Origin of the sequence: Sporosarcina sp. P1, assembly GCF_002743155.1 — a bacterium.
Classification (GTDB): domain Bacteria; phylum Bacillota; class Bacilli; order Bacillales_A; family Planococcaceae; genus Sporosarcina; species Sporosarcina ureae_B.
Genome location: NZ_PDYS01000001.1, coordinates 105,144 through 130,324, shown reverse-complemented (window position 1 = coordinate 130,324; position 25,181 = coordinate 105,144). Strand labels below are relative to the sequence as shown.

General features: G+C 41.9%; 27 protein-coding genes. 1 reads left to right on the top strand and 26 read right to left on the bottom strand.

The features are described 5' to 3' along the window. Window positions 1-44: 44 nt before the first annotated feature. The 20 genes from ylqF to CSV73_RS00565 all read right to left on the bottom strand — a co-directional run bounded on the left by ylqF (window position 45) and on the right by CSV73_RS00565 (window position 19,133). Window positions 45-899 carry a ribosome biogenesis GTPase YlqF gene (ylqF, locus tag CSV73_RS00660; RefSeq protein ID WP_085133219.1) on the bottom strand — a complete coding sequence of 285 codons (855 nt, stop codon included), beginning with the start codon at window positions 897-899 and terminating at the stop codon, window positions 45-47. 18 nt (window positions 900-917) lie between these two features. Further along, window positions 918-1,481 (bottom strand): signal peptidase I, encoded by a 564-nt coding sequence (gene lepB, locus CSV73_RS00655; RefSeq protein ID WP_099626358.1) that lies wholly within the window; start codon window positions 1,479-1,481, stop codon window positions 918-920. 106 nt (window positions 1,482-1,587) lie between these two features. Next, complete coding sequence (rplS, locus tag CSV73_RS00650; RefSeq protein ID WP_085133217.1) at window positions 1,588-1,932, bottom strand: 50S ribosomal protein L19; 345 nt, start codon at window positions 1,930-1,932, stop codon at window positions 1,588-1,590. A 127-nt stretch (window positions 1,933-2,059) separates the two neighbouring features. After that, window positions 2,060-2,797 carry a tRNA (guanosine(37)-N1)-methyltransferase TrmD gene (trmD, locus tag CSV73_RS00645; protein WP_099626572.1) on the bottom strand — a complete coding sequence of 246 codons (738 nt, stop codon included), beginning with the start codon at window positions 2,795-2,797 and terminating at the stop codon, window positions 2,060-2,062. Beyond that, window positions 2,797-3,312, bottom strand: coding sequence for a ribosome maturation factor RimM (gene rimM, locus CSV73_RS00640; RefSeq protein WP_085133216.1), 516 nt, complete (start codon window positions 3,310-3,312; stop codon window positions 2,797-2,799). Before rimM ends, trmD begins: the two co-directional genes overlap by 1 nt. Before the next feature lie 76 nt (window positions 3,313-3,388). Further along, window positions 3,389-3,622 (bottom strand): KH domain-containing protein, encoded by a 234-nt coding sequence (locus CSV73_RS00635; protein WP_085133215.1) that lies wholly within the window; start codon window positions 3,620-3,622, stop codon window positions 3,389-3,391. Between the two features lie 15 nt (window positions 3,623-3,637). Continuing rightward, window positions 3,638-3,910 (bottom strand): 30S ribosomal protein S16, encoded by a 273-nt coding sequence (gene rpsP / locus CSV73_RS00630; RefSeq protein ID WP_029052320.1) that lies wholly within the window; start codon window positions 3,908-3,910, stop codon window positions 3,638-3,640. A gap of 92 nt (window positions 3,911-4,002) precedes the next feature. Continuing rightward, a complete protein-coding gene (ffh, locus tag CSV73_RS00625) occupies window positions 4,003-5,358 on the bottom strand; it encodes a signal recognition particle protein (RefSeq protein ID WP_085133214.1) in 1,356 nt (451 codons plus the stop codon). 12 nt (window positions 5,359-5,370) lie between these two features. After that, complete coding sequence (locus CSV73_RS00620) at window positions 5,371-5,697, bottom strand: putative DNA-binding protein (RefSeq protein WP_085133213.1); 327 nt, start codon at window positions 5,695-5,697, stop codon at window positions 5,371-5,373. A gap of 63 nt (window positions 5,698-5,760) precedes the next feature. Continuing rightward, window positions 5,761-6,783: a signal recognition particle-docking protein FtsY gene (gene ftsY, locus CSV73_RS00615; protein ID WP_085133212.1), complete on the bottom strand. Its 1,023-nt coding sequence runs from the start codon at window positions 6,781-6,783 to the stop codon at window positions 5,761-5,763. 12 nt (window positions 6,784-6,795) lie between these two features. Next, window positions 6,796-10,353 carry a chromosome segregation protein SMC gene (gene smc / locus CSV73_RS00610; RefSeq protein ID WP_158232259.1) on the bottom strand — a complete coding sequence of 1,186 codons (3,558 nt, stop codon included), beginning with the start codon at window positions 10,351-10,353 and terminating at the stop codon, window positions 6,796-6,798. A 2-nt stretch (window positions 10,354-10,355) separates the two neighbouring features. Further along, on the bottom strand, window positions 10,356-11,123 hold the full coding sequence (gene rnc / locus CSV73_RS00605) for a ribonuclease III (protein WP_085133210.1): 768 nt from the start codon (window positions 11,121-11,123) through the stop codon (window positions 10,356-10,358). Window positions 11,124-11,229: 106 nt separating this feature from the next. Next, window positions 11,230-11,469, bottom strand: coding sequence for an acyl carrier protein (locus CSV73_RS00600; protein ID WP_085133672.1), 240 nt, complete (start codon window positions 11,467-11,469; stop codon window positions 11,230-11,232). Window positions 11,470-11,580: 111 nt separating this feature from the next. After that, on the bottom strand, window positions 11,581-12,327 hold the full coding sequence (gene fabG / locus CSV73_RS00595; protein ID WP_085133670.1) for a 3-oxoacyl-[acyl-carrier-protein] reductase: 747 nt from the start codon (window positions 12,325-12,327) through the stop codon (window positions 11,581-11,583). Beyond that, window positions 12,327-13,271, bottom strand: a complete 945-nt coding sequence (gene fabD, locus CSV73_RS00590) for an ACP S-malonyltransferase (RefSeq protein WP_099626356.1) — start codon at window positions 13,269-13,271, stop codon at window positions 12,327-12,329. The genes fabG and fabD overlap by 1 nt, the downstream gene beginning before the upstream one ends. Beyond that, window positions 13,268-14,260 (bottom strand): phosphate acyltransferase PlsX, encoded by a 993-nt coding sequence (plsX, locus tag CSV73_RS00585; protein WP_099626355.1) that lies wholly within the window; start codon window positions 14,258-14,260, stop codon window positions 13,268-13,270. Before plsX ends, fabD begins: the two co-directional genes overlap by 4 nt. Before the next feature lie 6 nt (window positions 14,261-14,266). Then, entirely contained in the window at window positions 14,267-14,839 is a 573-nt protein-coding gene (gene fapR / locus CSV73_RS00580; RefSeq protein WP_085133207.1) for a transcription factor FapR, read from the bottom strand. A 100-nt stretch (window positions 14,840-14,939) separates the two neighbouring features. After that, window positions 14,940-16,979 (bottom strand): ATP-dependent DNA helicase RecG, encoded by a 2,040-nt coding sequence (gene recG / locus CSV73_RS00575; RefSeq protein ID WP_099626354.1) that lies wholly within the window; start codon window positions 16,977-16,979, stop codon window positions 14,940-14,942. A gap of 117 nt (window positions 16,980-17,096) precedes the next feature. Continuing rightward, complete coding sequence (locus CSV73_RS00570) at window positions 17,097-18,752, bottom strand: DAK2 domain-containing protein (protein ID WP_099626353.1); 1,656 nt, start codon at window positions 18,750-18,752, stop codon at window positions 17,097-17,099. 18 nt (window positions 18,753-18,770) lie between these two features. Then, window positions 18,771-19,133 (bottom strand): Asp23/Gls24 family envelope stress response protein, encoded by a 363-nt coding sequence (locus tag CSV73_RS00565; protein ID WP_029052333.1) that lies wholly within the window; start codon window positions 19,131-19,133, stop codon window positions 18,771-18,773. A gap of 215 nt (window positions 19,134-19,348) precedes the next feature. On the opposite strand from CSV73_RS00565, the gene rpmB reads away from it, so the two are divergent. Beyond that, a complete protein-coding gene (rpmB, locus tag CSV73_RS00560; RefSeq protein ID WP_029052334.1) occupies window positions 19,349-19,537 on the top strand; it encodes a 50S ribosomal protein L28 in 189 nt (62 codons plus the stop codon). Between the two features lie 474 nt (window positions 19,538-20,011). Here the strand turns inward: rpmB and spoVM are convergent, their stop codons facing one another. The 6 genes from spoVM to CSV73_RS00530 are packed head-to-tail and all read right to left on the bottom strand — an operon-like array spanning window position 20,012 to window position 25,153. Next, entirely contained in the window at window positions 20,012-20,173 is a 162-nt protein-coding gene (gene spoVM, locus CSV73_RS00555) for a stage V sporulation protein SpoVM (protein WP_099626352.1), read from the bottom strand. A gap of 15 nt (window positions 20,174-20,188) precedes the next feature. Continuing rightward, window positions 20,189-20,842: a thiamine diphosphokinase gene (locus CSV73_RS00550; RefSeq protein WP_099626351.1), complete on the bottom strand. Its 654-nt coding sequence runs from the start codon at window positions 20,840-20,842 to the stop codon at window positions 20,189-20,191. Next, window positions 20,839-21,507, bottom strand: a complete 669-nt coding sequence (rpe, locus tag CSV73_RS00545) for a ribulose-phosphate 3-epimerase (RefSeq protein WP_099626350.1) — start codon at window positions 21,505-21,507, stop codon at window positions 20,839-20,841. Before rpe ends, CSV73_RS00550 begins: the two co-directional genes overlap by 4 nt. Window positions 21,508-21,509: 2 nt before the next feature. Beyond that, entirely contained in the window at window positions 21,510-22,391 is an 882-nt protein-coding gene (rsgA, locus tag CSV73_RS00540) for a ribosome small subunit-dependent GTPase A (protein WP_085133201.1), read from the bottom strand. A 12-nt stretch (window positions 22,392-22,403) separates the two neighbouring features. Continuing rightward, window positions 22,404-24,398 carry a Stk1 family PASTA domain-containing Ser/Thr kinase gene (pknB, locus tag CSV73_RS00535; RefSeq protein ID WP_099626349.1) on the bottom strand — a complete coding sequence of 665 codons (1,995 nt, stop codon included), beginning with the start codon at window positions 24,396-24,398 and terminating at the stop codon, window positions 22,404-22,406. After that, complete coding sequence (locus CSV73_RS00530) at window positions 24,395-25,153, bottom strand: Stp1/IreP family PP2C-type Ser/Thr phosphatase (protein ID WP_099626348.1); 759 nt, start codon at window positions 25,151-25,153, stop codon at window positions 24,395-24,397. Before CSV73_RS00530 ends, pknB begins: the two co-directional genes overlap by 4 nt. Between the last annotated feature and the right edge of the window lie 28 nt (window positions 25,154-25,181).

Below are 25,181 nucleotides of genomic sequence, written 5' to 3'. Positions count from 1 at the left end.
AAAGCAACGTTTTGGAAACACAGTTCCAAATCGTTGCTTCTGGTTTATTCGAATTCTTCAGGGAAATCGAATGTTAACTTACCTACTTGCTGGTCACGGATGTCTTGTACGATCATTTCTGCTACTTTGTCATAATCAATTTCTCCACCAACAGTATATACTTTTCGACGTTCACCGATTTTATCGAACAATGATTGAACATTATCCCCCACTGTTATCATTTCATAGCGCTGTGCCAGTCTTTCAGGATAATGGGACTCCAAAAATCGTAATCCATATACTGCTAATTCCTCCATATTCAATACAGAGTCTTTAATTGCACCTGTTAACGCCAGCTTATAACCTACTTGCTGGTCTTCAAACTTCGGCCACAGCACTCCTGGTGTATCAAGGAGCTCTAATTCTTTCTCAAATTTAATCCATTGTTGCGCTTTAGTTACACCTGGTTTGTTTCCTGTTTTAGCGATGTTCTTCTTCGCTAATCGGTTAATCAAAGTAGATTTTCCGACATTGGGAATGCCGACAATCATTGCGCGGATTGCTCCAGGACGTATACCTCGCTGCTTCATGCGGTCAAATTTCGGTTGCAAAATCTCTTTGGCAGCTTTGGTGACTGTTTGGAGACCTTTACCTTCGAATGAATTGATCGCAACTGTGCGTAAGCCTTGCTTTTCAAAATAGGCAATCCATCGTTTAGTTTGTACTTCATCCGCCAAGTCCATTTTATTCAAAATAAGCAATCTTGGTTTCTGATGCGTTACTTCATCTATCATGGGATTACGTGATGAAAGCGGCAGTCTAGCATCAATTAATTCAAATACTATATCAACTAACTTGAGTTTTTCTGAGACTTCTCGTCTCGCTTTCGCCATATGGCCCGGAAACCATTGAATAGTCATTCGAATCGTCTCCTTTCATTATTTCACAAGACCAATATCTTTAATTGGCCAGAATACCACACTGGTACTGCCGATGACTTCATCGATTGCTACAACACCTATATGTCTAGAATCTTTACTTTTCCGACGGTTATCACCCATTACAAATATGTGATCTTCAGGCACTGTTTTTGCATCGATTTGCGGTACATCCTGCAGTGTAAAATCTTCCGTCAACGTACCATCTTGTACTTCCGACTTATATTGATCAAGGTACGGCTCTTCATACGGCTCATCATTTATATATAGTACATCGTCTTTATACTCCACTGTATCCCCTGGCAGTCCAATTACACGTTTAATATAATCTTTCTGTTCAGGTGCATGGAATACTACTATATCGAAACGATGCGGTTCACCAATTGTATAGCCGATTTTATTAACGATCATGCGGTCACCATGTTCCAATGTTGGCATCATAGAAATACCGTCAACGACGATTGGTGTGAATAAAAAGATACGAATAATGGCGGCCAATCCAAACGCGATTAACAATGCTTTGATCCATTCCAGTCCTTCACTTCTCGTTTTTTTCTCTTCCATCAATCCAGCCTCCTGCCCTGTCTGTTATTATTGTACAGCCAATTGTCTTTCTGAGCAAAAAGAAAGGAGGCCAAGTGCAAGGCCCCCTTCGTTTCTGTTTATCTTATTAACGGAGTTCTTTAATACGTGCTGCTTTACCACGTAGTTTACGTAGGTAGTACAACTTCGCACGACGAACTTTACCGCGACGAGTTACTTCAATTTGAGCTAGTTTAGGCGTGTGTAATGGGAATGTACGTTCCACTCCAACACCATTTGAAATTTTACGTACAGTGAAAGTTTCGCTGATTCCGCCACCGCGACGTTTGATAACAATACCTTCGAATAACTGGATACGCTCACGAGTTCCCTCGATGATCTTCACGTGCAAGCGAAGTGTATCGCCAGGACGGAATGAAGGGTGTTCAGTGCGTAACTGATCTTTTGTAATATCTGCAATTAGTTTTTGCATGTTTTTTCTCTCCTTCTTTTCTGATGCTCTTGCACGTTTTGCTTTGCAGCGGAACAACAGTAAAATAGGCGCTCTTAAAAAGCGCTTAATAAATCATAGCACACGCCTGTTAACGAATCAAGCAAATTTAGTCTCTTTTTTGTAACCATTGCTCGTAAAGTTTTTTTTGATATTCAGTTAACGGTGCTTCTCGCAATAGTTCAGGACGGCGTTGTGCGGTGCGAAGAAATGCCTGCTCTTCTCTCCACTTATCAATCTCTGCATGATTGCCCGACAACAGCACAGGAGGCACTTCAAGGCCGTTGAATGTAGCGGGTCGAGTGTATTGTGGATGTTCCAGCATACCCGTTGAAAATGAATCGTGGACAGCTGACTGATTATTACCTAGAACGTCAGGGAGTAACCGTACTACACTATCAATGATGGCCATAGAAGCCACTTCTCCGCCCGTTAATACAAAGTCGCCAAGTGAGATTTCATCCGTAACCAAATATTCACGAATTCTCTCATCGTATCCTTCATAGTGACCACAAATGAAAACAAGATGTTGCTCTTTCGCAAGTTCTTCCGCTTTCTTCTGCGTGAACCGTTCACCTTGCGGACACATTAAGATAACACGTGGCTTGCTAGTGCTTTGTTTAGTGACAGCATCTACAGCCGCAAAGAGAGGTTCGGGTTTTAGTACCATTCCCGCACCACCACCGTACGGATAATCATCGACTTTTCTATGTTTGTTTGTTGCATAATCACGAAAATCTGTAACCTTAAACGATGCGGCTTGTTGTTCTTGCGCTTTTTTCATGATTGAAGAATGGAGTACACCCTCAAACATCCCTGGGAACAGAGAGAGCACATCGATTTTCATCATGAAAGCAAACCATCCATCAATTCAATTGTGATAATCTGCTTATCTATATCGATATCTTTTACAACATCTTCGATATACGGGATATAATGTGGTTTGCCTTCAGCAGGCGTTACTTCCCATACGTCATTAGCACCTGTTTCGATAATTTCTGAAACCGTACCGATCTCGTCTCCAGTTTCTGTAATCACACGGCAGCCAATAATTTCATGATAATAAAATTCATTTTCTTCTAGTTCCGTCAATTCTTTCTCCGAGACCTTGATCACGCCATTTCGGAACTTCTCGACGTCATTAATATTCGGATAGCCTTCAAACATCAGTAAATCAAAGTTTTTATGTTTACGATGACTGATCACTTTCACAAACGTAGGTGCTTTGCTTTTCGGCATGAAGATCGCGAGCTCACTTCCCACTTCATATCGCTCATCCGGGAAATCTGTTTTGGACATCACACGAACCTCACCTTTAATACCATGCGTATTAACAATCGTGCCTACATTAAACCATTCCATTATTTCGCCTCCATTATATGAATAAAAGTATTTATACGTGCAAAAAAGGAAGGAACCGGGGCTCCTTCCTTTTGGATCAATCCAAGATATCCAAATACACTTTTTTGCCGTGGTGGCTGCCTGCTGCTGAGTAAACAATCGTACGGATCGCTTTTGCCACACGACCTTGCTTCCCGATCACTTTACCCATATCCTCCGCATTCACTGATAACCGATAAACGACTCGTTGAGACTGTTCTTCAGATACCACTTTCACGTCGTCCGGGTAATCGACTAACGGTTTTACAATTGTTTCAATCAGCTGCTTCATGTCCACCCCTCCAAATTACTTGCTGTATTTAGCGTTATGGAATTTTTCCATGATACCTTGTTCTGAGAACAAGTTACGAACTGTATCAGATGGTTTTGCTCCATCTTGAAGCCATTTCAAAGCCAATTCTTCGTTGATTTCAACTGTTGCTGGCTTTGTAAGCGGGTTGTATGTACCAACCTGATCGATTTGACGGCCGTCACGTGGTGCACGTGCATCAGCTACTACAATACGATAAAAAGGAGATCTCTTAGCTCCCATACGTTTTAGACGAATTTTAACTGCCATTATTATCTACACCTCCGAATAGTTTCACACAAGATAGTATATTACCAAGGTTTTATTTGTTTGTAAAGGTTTTTTTCTTAACACCCTCTATTTTATTTAAAAAACGCATCAAAACCAGGCATTTTACCTTTCTTCTTACCTTTTTGTTGCATATTGGTCATTTGCTTAACCATTTTCTTCATTTCCTCAAACTGCTTTAGCAAACGGTTGACTTCCTGTGTAGAAGTTCCAGATCCTGCAGCAATTCTTTTTTTGCGGCTCGCATTAATAATTTCTGGGTTCTCGCGTTCAGCAAGCGTCATGGAATAAATAACTGCTTCTACACGACCCATTTGACTCTCATCCACTTTGGCATTGTCGAGTCCTTTGATCTTATTCGCGCCCGGCATCATTTTTAAGATTTCGTCGAGTGGTCCCATCTTCTTTACCTGTTGCATTTGATCAAGAAAGTCGTCAAGTGTAAAGCTTTGAGTGCGCAATTTCTGCTCTAACTCTTTCGCTTTATCCTCGTCCACGTTTTCTTGTGCTTTTTCAATCAAAGACATGACATCGCCCATACCAAGTATCCGTGACGCCATACGCTCTGGATGGAATGGTTCAAGTGCATCCATTTTCTCGCCCATACCGACAAATTTGATAGGTTTTTCTGTAACGGTACGAATCGATAACGCCGCACCACCACGTGTGTCCCCATCAAGTTTTGTCAAAATGACGCCAGTGATTCCGATTGTATCATCGAAACTTTTTGCCACGTTGACTGCATCTTGACCTGTCATGGCATCTACTACGAGAAATACCTCATCGGGATTAGTTAACTCACGAATATCTTTCAATTCTTGCATGAGCGCTTCATCCACATGGAGTCTACCTGCAGTATCAATGATTACCACGTCATTATGCTCACGTTCCGCCTCTTCCATTGCTTTGCGGGCAATTTCAACAGGTGACTGATCGGTGCCCATAGAAAATACAGGTACGGTAATCTGTTTTCCCAAAGTTTCGAGTTGCTGGATCGCTGCTGGGCGATAAATATCTGCTGCCACAAGCAAAGGTTTCTTATTATGTTTTTTACGTAAAACTGTGGCCAATTTACCGGTAGTTGTTGTTTTACCAGCACCTTGCAAACCTACCATCATGATGACTGTAGGTGATTTACGTGCGAATTGAATGGGGTTTTGTTCTCCACCCATTAGATTCGTTAATTCGTCTTTTACGATTTTCACTACTTGCTGACCAGGTGTCAAACTTTTCATTACGTCCTGACCTACTGAGCGCTCGCTGACCGTCTTGACGAATTGTTTAACGACTTTCAAGTTAACGTCTGCTTCAATTAGCGCAAAACGCACTTCACGCATCATTTCTTTTACGTCAGCTTCGTTAATTTTACCTTTGCCTGTAATTTTATTCATTGTTCCTTGCAGGCGTTCGGCTAAACCTTCAAATGCCATAGACAATCCCCCCTATTCAAAGTCTTTTAAGGTATGTAGCAATTTCATGAAGCGATTTGAATTTTCAGTAGGTACCATTTCTTCTAGCAACTCTACAATTTCAAGTCGACCTTCATGCTTTTCAAACAAATTGAGTTTCTTCTCGTAATCTTCGAGCATAGCCTCAGTCCGTTTCACATTGTCATACACAGCCTGTCTCGATACGCCATATTGCTCAGCGATTTCACCGAGAGAAAGATCATCTAAATAATATAATTGCATATATAAACGTTGTTTGTCAGTTAATAATGATTGATAAAAATCAAAGAGGAAGTTCACTCTTGTCGTTTTTTCAAGCAAGATCACGACCTCCTTCAGTCACTATTATATAGTATCGCGCACACGTATTGCTGTCAAGTGATTTTACTTGTCTTCTTCAATTTCGTTTCCATGTTCTTCAGTTTCTTCCATTTCTAATCCGTTCGCAAATAATCCATAGACATATTTCTCCGGATCGAACGGTTGTAAATCATCGATACCTTCACCAAGACCGACAAACTTCACCGGAATATCGAGCTTATTGCGAATTGCGAGCACGATACCGCCTTTTGCTGTACCGTCTAGTTTCGTCAATACAATACCCGTAACATTTGTTACTTCGTTAAATGTCTGCGCTTGGATTAATGCGTTCTGTCCAGTCGTCGCATCCAACGCTAACAATACTTCATGTGGCGCGCCTTCAATTTCGCGGCCAATAATGCGGTGTACTTTTTCCAGCTCATTCATCAAGTTCACTTTATTTTGTAAGCGACCAGCTGTATCACAGATTAAAACATCAACGTTACGCTTCTTAGCTGCTTTCACCGCATCAAAAATAACGGCAGCTGGATCTGAACCTTCCGCCTGACGAACGACTTCTACACCCGTGCGCTCTCCCCAGACAACAAGCTGTTCAATCGCACCTGCGCGGAATGTATCTCCAGCAGCCAACATAACGGTTTTGCCTTCTTTTTTGAGGCGGGCAGCCATTTTACCGATCGTTGTCGTTTTACCTACGCCGTTTACGCCAACCATCAAAATTACGTTCAATCTACCTTCTTCGATATTCAATTCGCTGGAAACTGTTTCACCTGAATTATAAATTTCTACAAGCTTCTCAGAAATCAATGACTGCATACCTGTCGTGTTTTTAATATTTTTACGTTGCACTTCTTCTTTTAGCAAATCAATCAATTCCATAACTGTTTCAAAACCAACATCCGCTTGAAGTAACACTTCTTCCAGTTCTTCAAAAAATTCTTCATCGACGACACGGAATCTAAACACTAAATCGTTAACTTTCGATGTAAATGAATCGCGCGTCTTCGTCAATCCATCTTTAAACTTCTCTGCTACCACTTCGTTCGTTCCTGATATTTTATCTTTTATCTTCTTAAAGAAAGACATTCATTTCACTCCTTAGCTACTGATTTCTTCTGCCATTTCAGATAGTTTAACAGAAAGCAATTTCGAAACACCCGATTCTTGCATCGTAATGCCGTACAGGACGTCTGCACCTTCCATCGTACCTTTTCGATGCGTGATCACGATGAATTGCGTCTGGTCCGAAACTTTCTTTAAATAATTACTATATCGTACCACGTTCGCTTCATCCAGTGCCGCTTCCACTTCATCTAAAATGCAAAAAGGCACGGGGCGAACTTCTAGAATAGAGAACAGCAAGGAAATAACAGTTAATGCACGTTCTCCCCCAGATAACAAACGTAAATTCTGCAACTTTTTTCCTGGAGGTCGTGCCATGATATCAATTCCCGTAGTCAGTAAGTTGGTTGGATCCGTTAATACAAGATCTGCTTCTCCTCCACCGAACATGTCCTTAAACACGCGACGAAAATGACTGCGGATTGCTTCAAACGTTGTCTCGAAGCGACTCTTCATTTCCTGATCCATTTCTGCCATTGCTTCTTGCAACGTGTTTTTAGCTTCAACCAAGTCATTACGTTGTGATTGTAAAAACTCATGACGTTCTGAAACTTCTTCAAATTCCTGAATTGCATTCGGGTTGACAGGTCCTATCCTAGCTAGTTGTTGCTTACAATCCTCTACCGTTTTGCGAAGTAGCGGAATATCCAATGCTTCAAGATGCAATTCATTCGGCCGTAAGCCATACTCTTCATCCAATCGATCTCTGACCGTTTCATATTGTGTTTCGAGTCTGGATAACTGGATCCTTAGTGTATTCAAACGCTCAGAAATAGTACCTACTTGTTGTCTGATCGTTTTAATACGCTGTTCATGATCACGAACACGTTTAGCTTGTTTAACACGCTCAGCTTTTTCCAGCTCGATCGTTTGTTGTAAGTATTTTTTTGTGTCATTCGCTTGCTGACATTGCTTCTCTATTTCTTCAGGTGTTAATTCCTTGCCAATGACAAACTCCTGCACATAATGCTGTTCTTCTTGCAAGCGATTAATTATCAAGTCTAATTCATCTATTTGAGTGATTGTTTCTAATATACTGCTTGAATGATAGGCGTTCTGCTCTTTCAATACTGCACTTTTTTGCTGTAAGTCATGTAATCTCTTCTGCAAGGACTGCTGTTCTTCGCGTCTATTCTCTACTAGTCTCTCTAAACCTTCTAACTTTTCCAACGTCTCTTGAAGTTCACTTTTCAATGCTTCATGTCGGATTTGTAAATCTTGTTTTTTAGTCGACAACTGCTTTTCTGCAGAGACAGTATCTGTACGTCCGATTTCAATTGTGGATATTTCCATTTCGACGGAACGCAATTCCATTTCAGTTTCTTGTAATGACGCATGGATTAGGGACTTTTTCTGTTGGGTTTCTTCTAACTTTACGCGCAATTGATCACGAAGATGTAAACTCGCACCAACTAAATTGCGAGTTTCTGAAGTTAGTGCGGTAGCCTGTTGAATAGATTGATCCATTTTTTTCAGTTGATTGGAAAGAGTCTCCAGTTCAGCCTTGCGGGAAAACAGCGTGGACTGACCTTTCGCACCGCCACCTGTCAATGAACCGCCAGCGTTTATAATATCCCCATCAAGTGTCACTATACGATAGCGGTGTCCTATTGTTTTAGCTAAACCTGATGCAGTTTCTAAATCATTAGCAATAATCGTCTGACCCAATAAGTTTTTGGCAACTGACTCATATGCTGCGGACGTTTGAATGAGTTCAAATGCTGTACCGATGAAGCCGTGCTGTTGAGAAAGTACTTGCCGGCTATTCATAGGAAGTTCACGCGGCTTTAAGATATCCATAGGAAGAAACGTAGCGCGACCGAAATTTTTCGTTTTTAAATAACCGATGGCCCGTCTTGCATCATGCTCAGTCGTGGTAATGATATGTTGCATAGCACCACCAAGAGCTGTTTCGATTGCCTTTGTATAAGCCGGTTCCGTCGTAATGAGTTCCACTACAGCTCCTTCGATCCCTTGTATACGTTGCTGTTTCTTCGCATGAAGTACTTCTTTGACACCTGAATAGAACCCTGAAAAATCCTTTTCAAGACTTTCCAGGGCACGAAGTCTTCCTTGCATTTCGGATTGTTTACGCAATGCTTTCTGTAGAACTTGCTGTTGCGTAGATAAACGTTGTTCTTCTTCTGTTAATTGTTGTTGACAAGCTTTAGCTGAATTTTCTAGCTCATCTAGCTGTTTTTGAACAGTCATTTTTTGCTGGATTTTCTCCTGCTGTTCTTTAGCTAGTTGTTGTTTTCGTTCGGAAAGTAAAGTAGTCTGAACGGTAATCTTTTCTGTAGAAGACTTTTCTCCCTGAAGCCGCTCTTCTACATGCTTGATTTCACTGCGCACAGTAGCCTCTTCATTGAGCCGCTCAATATAAACAGATTTCAACTGTTCAATTTGCTGTTCCGTTTCTTTTAATGAACTATTCAACATAGCCGTGACTTGCTTACTTTCTTTCGTAACTTCTTCAAGCTCACGCTGAGCAGTTTTCTGCTTCATCTGCATAGCACGATGTTTGTCTTTAGCCATTCGTTGAGTTTCTTCTGCTGTTTGCAACTCTTGTCTAATACGCTCCACTTGTTGCTTCGTATTACGAGTCTTTTCAACGGACAGCAATCTTCTACCTTCCCACTTTTCAACTTCTGCAGTCTGTTTGATCAATTCGTTTTGGTACTCATCCAGTTGAAGCTCTACTTTCACAAGGCCTTTCTTATCAATATCCAGATCTTTTTCATATTGTGTGAGAGTATCCGAAATCTTTCGCTGTTCGGCTTCATCATTTTTCACAACTGCTGCTATTTCAGAAATCTGCTGTTGCAAAGAAGAAGCGTCGTGATGGAGTAAACGAACATCCGCTTCGCGAAGTTCAGAACGCAATGTAGACGCTTTACGAGCCAGACCTGCTTCTTTTTCTAGGGGAACAAGTCGATCATCGATTTCTTTTAGTATATCCAGTACGCGATCTAAATTATCCGTCGTCTCAAATAATTTATGTTCCGCTTGTAGTTTATGTGTTTTATACTTTAATACACCCGCCGCCTCGTCAAAGACATTGCGTCTTTCATCAGCACGGCTATTTAAAATCTCATCTACACGACCTTGCGAAATAATAGAAAATGCTTCTTTACCCAATCCCGAATCCATAAATAGCGTGGTGATGTCTTTTAACCTGCAAGTCTGACCGTTCAGTAGATACGCACTGTCTCCAGATCGAAAAACCCTTCTAGTTACACTGATTTCAGTGTAATCAAGCGGAAATAAATTTTGTGTATTATCCAAAATGAGTGTGACTTCTGCAAAATTAACTGCTTTCCGAGAATCACTGCCTGCGAAAATGACGTCTTCCATTTTACTACCACGCAATGATTTTGCAGATTGTTCACCGAGCACCCAACGAATCGCATCGATAATATTACTTTTTCCACTTCCGTTAGGTCCTACGATCGCCGTGACTCCCGGTACGAAATCTATATGGATTTTTTCCGCGAAAGATTTAAAGCCTGCGATTTCCAGCCTCTTCAAAAACACGATTAGTTCTCCCCTTCGGTTGTCTGCATCAATAAATGTTCTATCGCACGACGGGCAGCTTCCTGTTCGGCTTCTTTCTTGGATTTGCCGATTCCTTTTCCAAGTCGTTGTTCATTAAGATTAACGACTGTAACAAACTTTTTCGCATGTGCAGGACCTTTTTCTTCAATGACTTCATATTGAAGGGGTCCGTTATTTTTTTGCTGCACCAATTCTTGCAGGCGACTCTTATAATCTGTCACATGCGAAAAAGCTCCGATACTAATTTTCGGAAAAACGATTCGCTTTAGGAACTCTTCAACTACTTCCATGCCTTGATCCAAGTAAAGCGCACCAATATACGCTTCAAATACATCCGCTAATAATGCAGGACGCATCCTTCCACCAGTTAGTTCTTCACCCTTGCCAAGAAGAATATAGTCTCCAAAGTTCAATTCATTTGAAAACTTAACGAGTGATGGCTCACAAACAATCGCTGCACGAAGTTTCGTCAGTTCTCCTTCGCTTTTTGCTGGTTCTGTACGGAAAAGAAATTTAGATACCCCAAGTTCTAATACAGCATCTCCAAGGAATTCTAATCGTTCATTATCAGAAAACTTCTTGCGGCGATGTTCATTGACATAGGATGAATGGGTAAATGCATTATACAATAGATTCTCATCCCGAAATTGAACGCCTAGTTTCTGCTGGAGTGTGCTGAATTTCTCGCGTACAGCTTGTGGCAATGTAGGGTGTGATACCGTTTCTTTAGAAGTTCTTTTATTTTTCATAAACTACTCTGCCTCTCATCTATTAATAGTCTGTACACACTTGTAAAGCGAAAAGAGACGCTTTCTCCTTTTCAGATGAAAGGAAGAAAGTGTCTCACCAAAAAGGTCATTCGCCTACTTTTGCTGTAATGTACGTTACTGCATCTCCGACAGTTGCAATTTTCTCTGCATCATCGTCAGAAATTTCCGTTTCAAACTCATCTTCAAATTCCATAACAAGTTCTACTACATCTAGTGAATCAGCTCCAAGATCCTCACGGAAAGAAGCCTCAGGTTTTACTTCGCTTTCATCGACGCCTAGACGGTCGACAACTACTTTTGTTACGCGCTCAAGTACTGTTGACAACATAGTCACCTCCTCTCAAGGCCAAAGTCAGCTCATTAGCTACTATTGAATTATAGAGGTTAGCCCCCCCGTTACGCAACCATAAATAGCGCTTTCAAAGAAGTAGTTCTTTTACATCACCATACCGCCGTCGACATTGATAGTTTGACCGGTAATATATTGCGCTTCGTCAGATAGTAAGAATGCCACAGTTCCCGCTACATCTTCAGCACTTCCAAGTTTCCCTAAAGGAATCGTTGACAATAATTGCTCTTTCATATCATCACCCAATTCGTCTGTCATATCAGTTGTGATGAATCCTGGAGCAACGGCATTTACTAAAATATTACGTGCCGCCAATTCTTTTGCAGTTGTTTTCGTCAAACCAATAACTCCTGCTTTAGCCGCCACGTAATTTGCTTGCCCTGCATTTCCTACAACCCCTACAACAGAAGCCATATTGACGATCCTTCCTGCGCGCTGACGCATCATTTGACGCGTGACGGCCTTAGTGCAAAGGAAAACACCCTTTAAATTAATTGACAATACATCATCCCACTCGTCTTCTTTCATGCGCATCAATAAATTATCTCGGGTGATGCCAGCGTTATTGACGAGAATATCAATGCTTCCGAATTGTTTAATCGTCTCATCCATCATTGCTTTCACTTGTTCAGCATCGGAGACATTCGCTTGGAATACGAGCGCTTCTCCGCCCGCTGAACGAATTTCAGCTGCTACAGTTTCTGCACGATCTTGGCTACCGCTATAATTGACGACTACCTTTGCACCTTCTGAAGCTAAGCGTAAAGCGACCGTGCGACCAATCCCTCTAGAAGCTCCTGTGACTACTGCCGTTTTTCCATCGAATCTTCCCATCATGACCATCCCTTCGCTTCTTCAAGCAACTTTTCAAGCGTTTCTTCATCATATACTGGATATACTTTAGCAGTACGGTCTATTTTACGGATCAACCCACTCAATACTTTTCCAGGTCCGCACTCTATAAAACGAGTAACACCCAATTCAAGCAATTTTTCAATAGACTCTTCCCAACGGACCGGGGAGTACAGTTGTTCAACCAGTAATTTTTTTATTTCATTCTGCTTTGTTACTTCATCTGCCGTAACGTTCGCGATGATAGGAATTACTGCATCCTTCATTTCAATACCTTCGAGCGTCTTTTGCAACTCTCCAGCTGCTGGTTGCATTAGAACGGAGTGGAAAGGTCCACTAACATTCAATGGCAATGCACGTTTCGCACCCGCTTCCTTCAAGGCTGTACATGCTTTATCCACACCCTCTTTGGCACCGGAAATAACAATTTGGCCAGGGCAGTTTAAGTTGGCTGGTTGCACAGGATGTCCCGACTCTGTGATGTTCGATGTGATCGACTCCAATACATCACGATCCATTCCAAGTATGGCCGCCATGGCACCCTTACCTGCTGGTACCGCTTCATTCATATACAGACCTCTTTTATGAACAGCAACTACCGCATCTTCAAATGAAAGAACTTTGGATTCAACAAGGGCGGTATACTCACCCAGGCTATGTCCCGCTGTATAGTCTGGCGTAATGCCTTCTTCTTCCAAACGCGCTGCAATCATCGCACCCACCGTGAGTAGAGCTGGTTGAGCGTTATAAGTCAACGTCAATTCATCTTGAGGACCTTCTAGCATCAATGAGCTCAGTTCAAAACCAAGAGCTTCATCAGCTTTTTGCAAGAATACCTTACATGCTTCATTCTTCTCTGTGAATACTTTCCCCATCCCTACAGCTTGTGAGCCTTGTCCCGGGAAAACAAATGCCAGTTTACTCAAGATTCCTCTTCCTCTCCGATTGTTTTTTTAATTGTTTCGCATACTTGGTATTGTACCATGGTTCTTGCTTGGCGAACCGCATTAAAAAGTGCGTTGGCATTCGACGAACCATGTGCTTTGATGACAGGATGGTTCAAACCAAATAAGCCCGCTCCACCATACTCCGCGTAATCCATCTTATTCTTCAAATCTTTTAGATCATCTTTGACTAATCCAGCCGCAAGCTTGGTTTTCAACGAAGACATGAACACTTCTTTGATCATGGAAAATACATTCATTGCCGTACCTTCAATAGTTTTCAACACCATATTCCCCGTAAAGCCGTCTGTGACAACGACATCTGCCACACCATTTAACAAGTCACGCGACTCCACGTTACCGATGAAGTGTATAGGTGCAGCTTGCAACTCTTCAAAGGCAAGTTTTGTCAGCTCATTACCTTTTCCAGCCTCTGTACCGATATTTAATAGGCCCACACGTGGTTTGTCAATGCCGCGAACTTTCTCGGCGTAAACACTGCCCATGACGGCAAACTGAGCCAACTGCGAAGGTTTACTATCTGAATTCGCCCCAGCATCCAATAACACGAATCCGCTGCCGTCAATCGTCGGTAAAGTCGGTGCCAGTGCTGGTCTTTGAATACCTTCCAAGCGACCAACGATAAAGAGTCCTGCCGCCATGAGAGCACCTGTATTACCAGCCGACACACATGCCTGTGCCTCGCCATCTTTTACCGCTTGCGCCATACGGACCATGGATGCATCTTTTTTCTTTCGAATTGCACGCACTGGCTCATCATCAGGTTCAATGATTTCGGAGCAGTGTACTACTTGAAGGCGCGGATGTGTTTCGAGAAATGGTGCCATTTTTTGCTCATCACCAAATATATGTATTCTAATGTCATCAAATGCATGAAGGCTCTGTAATACCCCTTTCACAATTTCCTCTGGTGCATTATCTCCACCCATTGCGTCTACTGCAATAATCATATGTAATTACCCGCCTTTTTTTGTTGTACGATACATTTGAAACTCCCCCGAGAAAACAGGTTCACTTTCCACTGTCGACAGGACATCGACTACCGTACTTTTATTTTTCAAGGTTTCCTTGCGTACAGTAGCACGAGACACTACCCGATCACCAGCTCTAACTGGCTTTTGGAAGTGCAGTGAGGAACGAACCGTCAATGCTAAGTCATCATCCAAGACGGCTACGGCTAATGAATTCGCCTGTGCAAATAAATGATGACCTCTGGCAATACCATTTCGTTTAAATACATGCACTTCTTTTACATCAAAAATTGAAATCGCTTTATTATCCAATTCCACATCAACAATTTCTCCAAAGATTTCTTCAGCTTGCATAGACTTCACTGTACCTAACATTTGTTGAGATGCTACGGATTTTAACCGCTCTCGCAATTCCGGAATACGACATTCTAACCGATCCAGCCGCACGGTTTGGATGCTCACGGAAAAATGCCTGGCAATGTCTTCATCTGTTAGAAATGGATCTTTTTCAAGCAGCGTTACGAGTAATTGTTGCCTCTCCTGTTTCGGAACTCTCAATTACTACACCCCTCTAGATTAGCACTTGGTATTAACACTAAGTATATAAAGAGGTAAATCAGATTGCAAGAGGTTATCGAATTTACTACGTTCACGTCTATTAGTCTATCCGCTTATCAGTGAGTGCGCCCGACTGCTCAAGACGTCCGCGTAACGTTGCATACTCGTCATTTGTCCAAAATGCATCTGAATTTAACAAACGTTCCGCATCATCACGCGCTATAGAGAGTGCTTTGAAATCATGGACCAAGTCAGCCATTTTAAATTCTGGCATTCCACTTTGCTTCTTACCAAAAATATCTCCTGACCCGCGTAGCTCCAAATCTTTTTCAGCTAAAATAAATCCGTCGTTCGTTTCTGTCATCGATTGCATTCGCATCTTTCCTTCTTCTGTCGACGGATTAGCGAGCAATACACAATACGACTGATCTGATCCTCGTCCTACACGTCCCCTTAATTGGTGTAACTGAGCCAGACCGAATCTCGTGGCATCATAAATCAGCATGAAAGTTGCGTTCGGTACATTGACACCTACTTCTACAACTGTCGTGGAAACAAGGATGTTTAACTGTCCTTCACTGAATTCCCGCATGACTTGGTCCTTTTCAGCTGAAGGCAATCGACCATGCATCAAGCCTACAGTATAGCGACCACCGAAATAATTGTTCAATTCTGCATGCACCTCGACTGCGTTTTGGACATCCAATTTATCAGATTCCTCGATCAACGGACAAATGACGTACGCCTGCCTTCCTCCACGCAACTCTTTTTCCATCTTCTGTAATACAGGCAGTAAGGAGTCTTCTTTTAACCAATGTGTTTCAATTTCTTTTCGTCCTGCTGGTAGTTCATCTAAGATCGAAACATCCATTTCCCCAAATACCGTAATCGCTAATGTTCTTGGGATAGGAGTTGCAGTCATGAATAGTACATCTGGATTTAAGCCTTTATCTCGCAAGACACGACGTTGTTGCACTCCGAAACGGTGTTGTTCATCTGTCACGACAAAGCCCAGTTTATGAAACTGCACTTCAGGTTGGATGAGCGCATGCGTACCGATCAGCAAGTCAATCTCCCCAGCTTCTAAGCGTTCCAACAACTCCTTTCTGGCTTTCGCTTTCGTAGATCCAGCAAGAAAAGCAACAGTTACACCGAATGGTTCGAACCAGTTGGCTAATAATTCAGCGTGTTGTTCAGCTAATATTTCTGTTGGCGCCATCAATGCCCCCTGGAATCCTGCAGTAACCGCTGCATACAGAGCTATGGCTGCGACAGCTGTCTTACCTGACCCCACATCTCCTTGCAGTAAACGATTCATACGCAGTGGTGATTTCAGTTCTGCACATAATTCATTCACCACACGTTTTTGCGCATTCGTTAATTCAAATGGCAACGTACTGATGAACTTCTTTAGCAAATCCAAATCATATTGAATAACAAGTCCTTTTTCTTGTTCTTTGCGTAGTTTTTTCATTCCTTGAATTTTCAACTGAAAAAGTAATAATTCCTCATAAACAAAACGTCTTCGAGCATGCTTAACGTCTTCAGCTTTAGTCGGGAAATGGACCATCTCTAGTGCTTGGGCTATAGAAGGCAGCTTGTATACTTCCAGCATCTCACGCGGTAATGTCTCTTCTATGTCTTGGGCTGTTAAGTCTATTACTGTGCGCATATAACGACGAAACGTTTTTTGATGCATAATCCCCTTCAAACTATAAACCGGCTCAAAATCAGTTTGCTCACCGGCATGTAGACGATTCACCGTAATCGTCTGACGACCACGATCCCATGCTCCGGTAATACTTATTTGCATTCCCGTGTGCAGACGGTCTTTTAAGTAATGCTGATTGAAAAACACAGCTTTCACCAAGTGATGGCCGACCAATAAACGAACTTGCATTCTGGAGCGGTTTTTCCCTGAATAAAACACTGCCGGTTCGGACTCTACTCGGCCTTCTACTGTGACACGCTCACCATGCGGCGTTTCAGTCAAATCTCTCATACGAAAATCTTCATGGCGATACGGGAAAGTATATAACAAATCTTCAATCGTCAAAATTCCTAGCTTTTCGAATTGTTCAGTTGTTGTTTTCCCTATCCCTTTTACTGTACCTACACTATTTTTCAAGATGTTCTCCACGTGAAGAATACCTCCTTCCCATATCTCATTAGAAAACGAATGTTCTTCTTTTTAGTCTACCATGAAAAGGCGGGATAATAAAAACGTTGCCCCTACTTACAGGACAACGTAATGTATTTATTCAACAGAGATAATATATGGATAGAGCGGCTGTTTTCCTGCATACAATTCTATATCCACATGCTCGAATTGTTCTTCGATATAGCTACTAATCTTTTCTGCTTCTTCACGCGTTACATCTTCACCATAAATAATCGTGACGATCTCATCTTCCTCATCAATCATAGAAGAAATGAGGTTCTTTGTCACACCCTCTAATGAAGAATTGGAGCTAGTGATTTTCCCTTGTGCGATTCCCATGAAGTCATCTTTACGGATCGTTACACCATCAATCGATGTGTCACGAACGGCATAAGTGACTTGACCGGTTTTAATAGCAGATGCCGCTTGTAACATTGCTTTCGCATTCTTCTCTACTGTAGCTTCAGGGTTGAATGCCAAAATAGCCGCCAAGCCTTCCGGAACGGTTTTCGTTGCCACAACTGCCGCTTCAATTTCCAATACTTCAGCTGCTTGCTCAGCTGCCATGATGATGTTTTTATTATTCGGCAAGATCAATACTCGTTCTGCACCGATTTCCTGAATTGCTTTGACAATATCCTCCGTTGAAGGATTCATCGTCTGACCGCCCTCAATCACGGCAGATGCTCCGATACTTTTCAAAAGTTCTGCAATTCCTTCACCCATCGAAACCGTAACAATTGCGTATTTATGCTGGATAGGTTTTGCTATTGACGCTTCATCTCGTTCCATAATATCACTGTGTTGTTCACGCATATTATCGATCTTCATCTTCGTCAATGAACCATATTTTTTCCCATAAGATAAAGCATCTCCAGGTTCTTCAGTGTGAATATGTACTTTTACTACTTCATCATCTGAAATGACGAGCAGTGAGTCACCTAGTTCGCTTAAGTCTTGACGGAACGTTGCCTCATCAAATGGTTTGTCGAGCAACTTACCCGAATCCAATTTGACCATGAATTCCGTACAGTAGCCAAACTCGATGTCTTCTGAGTTCATGAAACCTTGTATACTGCGGTGATGCTCTGTCATCACTAAATCATCCATTGAGTGCATAACTACCTTCTCAGGTAAGTCCTCACCTTTTAGACATGCCAAAAATCCTTCATACACATATACGAGCCCTTGTCCACCACTATCTACTACTCCTACCTCTTTTAACACTGGCAGTAGATCAGGCGTCCGTTTCAGCGAAGCTTTAGCTTCTTGCACAATAATTTCTAGTAAGGCTGTTAAATCCGATGCATCTTCTACGTGCTCAACCGCCGCATTAGCTGCATCTTTGGCGACTGTCAAAATAGTTCCTTCTACAGGCTTCATAACAGCTTTGTAGGCTGTATCCACACCGTATTTAAGTGCTTCCGCAAATTGCTTTACGTTTACTTCCGATTCATTCTCAATTTGCTTGCTGAATCCTCTGAATAACTGAGATAAAATCACACCTGAATTTCCACGGGCACCCATAAGTAACCCTTTTGAAAATGCCTGTGCCGTCAAACCGATATGTTCTTGAGCATTTCTTTCTGTTTCCTTTGCACCGGATGTCATGGATAAATTCATATTCGTTCCCGTATCGCCATCTGGCACCGGGAATACATTTAAAGAATCCACATAATCCGCATTTTGATGAAGATGATGCGAACCCATTTCTACCATCTTCGCAAAATGCAATCCATTGATTGAAGTCATTGACTTAAAGGCCTCCTTTTACACGTTCGTTACACGAACTCCCTGAACAAAAATATTTATTGAACTTACTGATAAACCTAACGTGGTTTTCACTATATATTGCACTTTGGATTGTACTTGATAGGCCACTTCAGTAATTTTCGTGCCATAACTCATGATGACGTAGATATCGATATGGAATGCATCTCCCTCGTTACGTACAATCACGCCGCGAGAATAGTTTTCTTTGCGAAGAATTTCTGTAAGCCCATCGCGAATTTGGTGTTGGGAAGCCATCCCCACAATTCCATAACACTCGACCGCAGCCTCTCCGACTACTTGCGCAATTACATCATTTGTAATATCTATCGTACCATGCTCATTTTTCAGTTCGATTGACATTCCTCTTCTCCTCCCCATCTCTAGACACATCATACGTACATTATACGGGAAATCATCAGGAATGAAAGTATTGAAACCGTTAAAATATAGTGTAAAGGAAAAAACCTTGAAAGTATCAAAAAAAATTGTTGCATCGATACGATGCTTATGATAAAGTACTATGGTATGCGAATTGTAACGTGAATCGCTAAATAAATTCACGAGGAGGAACTAAAATGGCTAAACAATGTGTTATTACTGGACGTAAAGCACGTTCTGGAAACACTCGTTCTCACGCTTTGAACTCTAGCAAGCGCACTTGGGGCGCTAACCTTCAAAAAGTTAGAATCCTAATCGACGGCAAACCTAAACGCGTTTGGGTATCTGCAAGAGCTTTAAAATCAGGCAAAGTACAACGAGTATAATAATCTAAAGCTGAAGACGGCGTCTAGCCGCGACAGGCACTGGAAGGCTAGAAGAAAAAGGTGGTTTTTGCCTTTATCTTCTAGCCTGAAGTGTCCCGAGCGGTTGCCGTCTGAAGCTGGATGTAATCTAAAGCTGAAAGCGCCTGGGTAGCCTCGACAGATGTTGGAGGAATTACCAGAAAGGCGCTTTTTTGCCTTTCTGGTAATTTTGAAACATTCCGAGAGGCTGGCGCTTGAAGCTAGATGTAATCTAAAGATGAAGACGGCGTCTAGCCGCGACAGGCACTGGAAGGCTAGAAGAAAAAGGTGGTTTTTGCCTTTATCTTCTAGCCTGAAGTGTCCCGAGCGGTTGCCGTCTGAAGCTAGATGTAATCTAAAGATGAAAGCGCCTGGGTAGCCTCGACAGATGTTGGAGGATTTACCATAAAGGCGCTTTTTTGCCTTTCTAAAAACAAAAAAACACAAAGCACCTTATTAGGCGCTTTGTGATTTTTCTTTTTTGCGTTTTTTTGTCTTGGCGGCTTTTGGATTGGCAGCAACGGTTGTTTTAGTACGGCTGTCCTTTTGGAAAGCTACTGCGCACTTTCTTACAATGTTACTGACAAACTTCGGAAGCGTGAATGTGTATACTCGCAAATCCCCCAACTCCTTTCAGGAATCTGAACTCCTTACCATTAAGCATATGCCCTCACGGAAGGAGATAGTACAAACATCCGCCACTGTTTCATTACTTGTAAAACGTGTTACACCAATTTCTAATCGTTCGTTCACCGTTTCATATTTGAATCCTGTCAACGTCAACCCTGTCACGACGGGGCCGAACGAAAAAAAGGAAGTATACGGATAGCGTGAATCTTTCTTTACACGTCTTACACCAGGAAGCATGACACGGATATCATTCGTAGTATTGTGTATTTTGAACTTCACTTTACGATTTTCTGCTTGCATACGATACAATAAATGCAAAGCAGACTGTAAGTGATCCAAGCGACCACCTGTCACGCCAGTCAAGACGATATAATCGGGTGCATATGCAAGCGCTCGCTGTACAGCCAGTTCTGTGTCTGTCTCATCTTTATCTTCATTCACATGATGGACAATTTCTACGTTCGAGTGAATCTGTTCAAACTGCTCTTTCGTCACAGAATCAAAGTCGCCAACTGCTTCATTGGGCTGAATACCTTTTTCCAATAAATACAACGCACCGCGATCTACACCGATGTACACAGTATCTTCTTGATCGTATTCAGCTAAGTTAACCACTTCATCTATAGGGCCCGCTGCACACACGATGGCATATTTCATTTCGCCATCACACTTTCACCGGCTGCTTTAATAGCTTGAAGTGCTTTTGCACGGTCTTCTTTACCGTAAATTGCCGAACCTGCAACAAAAATAGTCGCACCCGCTTCCACACAAGGCTTAATTGTTTCTTCGTTGATCCCCCCATCGATCTCGATTTCAATAGAAAGATTTCGTTCTTTGATAATATCAGAAAGTTGCTTCACTTTTGGTAGCACGGAATGAATAAACGACTGTCCGCCAAAACCTGGATTGACTGTCATAAACAATACCATGTCAATATCTTCAAGTACATGCATGATTTGCTCAACCGGTGTATGGGGATTCAATACAACACCTGGTTTCGCACCTGTCGATTTAATCAATTGCAATGTTCTATGCAAGTGAGGGCATGCTTCTACATGTACAGTAATATAATCCGCACCCGCTGTCGCAAAGGCCTCGATATAATCGTCGGGATTTTCAATCATCAAATGGACATCAAGCGGTAGCCCCGTCAACGGACGCAACGCTTCGACGACAATAGGGCCCATTGTGATATTCGGTACGAAATGTCCGTCCATTACATCGATGTGAATTAATTCAGCACCTGCTTTTTCGACTTCATTCACTTCTTCACCAAGCTTTGCAAAGTTTGCAGCTAAAATAGATGGCGCAATTTTTATCATAATTAATACCTCGGCTTTCTATCCGTAATTTCTTGCAAGAACAGCAAATAATTCTCATAGCGACCTTCCAAAATTATGCCTTCTTCTACTTGGGCTTTCACTGCACAACCTGGTTCTTTCACATGAAGACATCCTCTAAATTTACAACCTTCACCAGCTTCTGAAATCTCCACAAAATAATCCCGCAGTTCTTCTTTTTCGATATGTTCGAAATCCAGAGAACTGAACCCAGGTGTATCAGCGACCAAGCCATCTGCCACTTCCAATAACTCTACATGACGTGTAGTATGTTTTCCTCGACCAAGCGCATCTGAGATCACACCGGTTTTTAGTTGCAGTTCAGGTAATATCGTATTCAATAACGTGGATTTTCCCACACCTGACTGACCTGCAAGTACGGTAGTTTTACCGCTAAAATATGGGCGAAGTGTTTCAAGCAAAGAATGCTTATTCTCTACATTACGTAGAACGGTATACCCGATATGTCGATAATATGCGAGATTTTTTTCGTTTTCTTCCAACGTCTTAGGGTTGGCGATATCTTCTTTAGAAATATACAAAATTGGTTCTAATTGATGTGATTCAATGACTGTTAAGAAACGGTCTAGTAAACGAAGACTCATATTTGGTTCCACTACCGAAAAAACCAGTAATACTTGATCTACATTGGCAATGGGCGGTCTAACTAACTCGCTTTTCCTCTGATGAACATCTGTAATCGTCGCATCATTGGCTCCGTCAGGTACATACGTAACGAAGTCTCCTACCAAAGGATTAATTTTCTTTAATCGAAAAACACCACGGCTTTTACATTGAATTAAATTCCCTTTATGTTCTACGTAATAAAACCCACTGATCGCTTTTCGGATTTGGCCTTCAGCCATCGAACTCCTCCTCTATTCTAAATCTGCATAGTTGAACTTATCTTCCTCAATCACTGTTTGATCGCGCATGATTTTATAACCTCCACGCTCTCCTTCTAGAAGTTCGATCGTAATCTTACGTGTCGTATCTTCAGTAATCTCAAATTCCTCCATAGGATCATTCATCGTGTGTGTGCGATCCTGTATATAAATCTGGACTTTCTGAGGAATGATTTCCGATTGAGGTTTTGGGTCTGTTTCTGAATCTATTTCATCTTCATCATTTTCAACTGTCGGTTCTTCGGGATAGTCATATGGAATCGTCACAGTCTTTACCAACAATTTAACCGGCTTGGACGCAGGCCCTTTCGAAACCACGACATCCACTCGTTGCCCTTTTTCCATTTTTTCACCTTTAGAAGGCTTTTGTGAAATAACATATCCTTTATCCACTTTATCCGAATGTTCTTCACTGACGATGTGGATCTTCAGTCCAGATGTATTCGCATAGTCTTCTAGTTGTTTAGCGGACATACCTGACAAATCATCAAGAGATTGCAACTCCCTGCCTTTACTTACAGTGAAGATCAACTTAGTTTCTTCCGGAATAACAGACTGTTCTGCTTCAGGTTGCTGGCTGAGAATTGTTCCTTTCGGCTCGTCGGAAAAGACTTCGACTGATTCAATAGGTAAAAATCCGTAACCATCTAAAAAGCGTTTTGTCGCTTCAAAGTTACGACCAGTATAATCACTAAGCACCATAGGATCTTTACCAGCGCTAATAAATAATTTCACGCCGTCTCCCTCTTTACGTTTCTTTCCGGCTTGAGGCACTGTTTTAATGACTTGTCCCGCTGTGTATTCATCGGATGTCTCTTCAAAACGTTCATCTATGACAAAGCCTTCTTTTTCAAGTATCTCTGCAGCAACAAGCTCTTCTTCCCCTACTACTTCAGGTACAATGATTTCTTTCGGTTTCATCATCATCACCAATAGCAGTGTCAGTAATGCTAGTAGCAACAGACTACCCGCTAAAACATATGGCCATTTCTTTTTTTTCTTTTTTACAGGTGCTAGCGGTTCAGGTTTTACGGGATCTACTTTCATTGTGTCTTCAATAACGGTGGATTTTGAAGCATCTTTAATGGCAGGAATAGCCATTGTCTTGTCATCATCAAACGGCAAGGCGAATTTACTTTCATTCAATCGGTCTTGAGATAGGACCGTTAGTAAATCATCATACATATCATCTGCAGACGCATAGCGATAGGATGAATCCTTAGCTGTCGCCTTTAGGATAACATTTTCTACACTTTGAGGTATTTCAGGAAATTGATCCCGGACGGATGGGGTCTCTTCTTGTAAGTGTTTTAACGCAATCGCCACAGCTGTCTCCGCGGAAAACGGTAACTGTCCAGTAAGTAATTCATAAAATACGATTCCGAGTGAATATATATCTGAGCGTTTCGTAGCCATGCCGCCTCTAGCTTGTTCAGGAGACAGATAGTGAACAGTTCCAATAACAGAGTTCGTCTTCGTATGTGCTGTAGAATTCAACGCCATGGCAATTCCAAAGTCTGTTATCTTCACATCATCCTCACCGTTCATCAATACATTTTGAGGTTTAATGTCACGATGAACAATACCGTTATGATGAGCGTGTGATATAGCAGATACAAGTTGCTTCATAATAGACACAGCCTGTTCTGCCGACAACGCGCCATGAGTATGGATATAGTCTTTCAGTGTTTTGCCGGCTATGTATTCCATCACCAAGTAATGGAGTTCATCTTCTTGGCCAACATCAAAAATATTTACAATATGAGGGTGTGTCAGGCTCGTAGCGGAAAGTGCTTCCCGCTGGAATCGTTTTTTTAACTCTTCTTCATTGGCAAAATCATAATGCAATACTTTGATTGCCACATCGCGGTCGAGGATTATATCGTGTGCCAAGTAAACTCTGGACATACCTCCGTCACCGATCACCCGAATAATTTCGTATCGTTTACCGATTCGCTTTCCAATCATACGGGATTCACCTCAATTTCGGGAATAGCCAGTAGTATGACAGTAATATTATCTTCCCCACCACGCTGGTTCGCTAAGTCTATGAACTCATCCGCTTTTTCTGCTAATGAATTTTCATTTAACATAATATCAAGCATAGTTTCTTTTTCGATTTTATTGCTTAAACCATCTGTACAAAGTAATAAAAACGAATGTGACAGTAATGAAAATGTGTAACGGTCAGGTACGATGGATTTCTCCGAACCTACCGCTTTCATAATCCAATTACGTTGCGGATGCACTTCGGCTTCTTGTTCCGTAATTTCTCCGCTATCAATCAGTACATTAACAAAAGAATGGTCTTTTGTAATTTGCCGAATTGCTTTGCCTGTCACTTGATAAATCCGGCTGTCTCCCACATGAAAAACTACACAGTGATCATCCAAGATCAATGCAAGGTCTAGCGTTGTTCCCATGCCTTTATACGTGTCATCTTCCTGCGCAGTAGTATACAAAAACTGGTTAATATCCACTATCGCATCATACAACAAGTCAATCCAATCCTGTTCCGTTACGACTTCTTTGTCGGCAGACATGAATAGCTCGCCTATCATACGCACCGCCGTAGCACTAGCATAATCTCCGCCCTTATGACCGCCCATTCCATCTGCTATGACTGCGAGTATCGTCTGCTTTTCAGAATGAACGAATACGGCTGCTTCGTCTTCATTCACAGTTCGTTTCTGTCCTGTATCTGAGCGTATTTCATATTCCATAGGCTACCCTCCATTCCAATGGGTCTGG

Bases quoted from the DNA above. Each gene is read 5' to 3' on its own strand.
- ylqF (WP_085133219.1), bottom strand. From the start codon at position 899: ATGACTATTCAATGGTTTCCGGGCCATATGGCGAAAGCGAGACGAGAA.
- lepB (WP_099626358.1), bottom strand. From the start codon at position 1,481: ATGGAAGAGAAAAAAACGAGAAGTGAAGGACTGGAATGGATCAAAGCA.
- rplS (WP_085133217.1), bottom strand. From the start codon at position 1,932: ATGCAAAAACTAATTGCAGATATTACAAAAGATCAGTTACGCACTGAA.
- trmD (WP_099626572.1), bottom strand. From the start codon at position 2,797: ATGAAAATCGATGTGCTCTCTCTGTTCCCAGGGATGTTTGAGGGTGTA.
- rimM (WP_085133216.1), bottom strand. From the start codon at position 3,312: ATGGAATGGTTTAATGTAGGCACGATTGTTAATACGCATGGTATTAAA.
- CSV73_RS00635 (WP_085133215.1), bottom strand. From the start codon at position 3,622: ATGAAGCAGCTGATTGAAACAATTGTAAAACCGTTAGTCGATTACCCG.
- rpsP (WP_029052320.1), bottom strand. From the start codon at position 3,910: ATGGCAGTTAAAATTCGTCTAAAACGTATGGGAGCTAAGAGATCTCCT.
- ffh (WP_085133214.1), bottom strand. From the start codon at position 5,358: ATGGCATTTGAAGGTTTAGCCGAACGCCTGCAAGGAACAATGAATAAA.
- ftsY (WP_085133212.1), bottom strand. From the start codon at position 6,783: ATGTCTTTCTTTAAGAAGATAAAAGATAAAATATCAGGAACGAACGAA.
- rnc (WP_085133210.1), bottom strand. From the start codon at position 11,123: ATGAAAAATAAAAGAACTTCTAAAGAAACGGTATCACACCCTACATTG.
- fabG (WP_085133670.1), bottom strand. From the start codon at position 12,327: ATGGGAAGATTCGATGGAAAAACGGCAGTAGTCACAGGAGCTTCTAGA.
- plsX (WP_099626355.1), bottom strand. From the start codon at position 14,260: ATGATTATTGCAGTAGACGCAATGGGTGGAGATAATGCACCAGAGGAA.
- CSV73_RS00570 (WP_099626353.1), bottom strand. From the start codon at position 18,752: ATGACTTCAATCAATGGATTGCATTTTGCGAAGATGGTAGAAATGGGT.
- CSV73_RS00565 (WP_029052333.1), bottom strand. From the start codon at position 19,133: ATGTCAATCGAACTGAAAAATGAGCATGGTACGATAGATATTACAAAT.
- rpmB (WP_029052334.1), top strand. From the start codon at position 19,349: ATGGCTAAACAATGTGTTATTACTGGACGTAAAGCACGTTCTGGAAAC.
- CSV73_RS00550 (WP_099626351.1), bottom strand. From the start codon at position 20,842: ATGAAATATGCCATCGTGTGTGCAGCGGGCCCTATAGATGAAGTGGTT.
- rpe (WP_099626350.1), bottom strand. From the start codon at position 21,507: ATGATAAAAATTGCGCCATCTATTTTAGCTGCAAACTTTGCAAAGCTT.
- rsgA (WP_085133201.1), bottom strand. From the start codon at position 22,391: ATGGCTGAAGGCCAAATCCGAAAAGCGATCAGTGGGTTTTATTACGTA.
- pknB (WP_099626349.1), bottom strand. From the start codon at position 24,398: ATGATTGGAAAGCGAATCGGTAAACGATACGAAATTATTCGGGTGATC.
- CSV73_RS00530 (WP_099626348.1), bottom strand. From the start codon at position 25,153: ATGGAATATGAAATACGCTCAGATACAGGACAGAAACGAACTGTGAAT.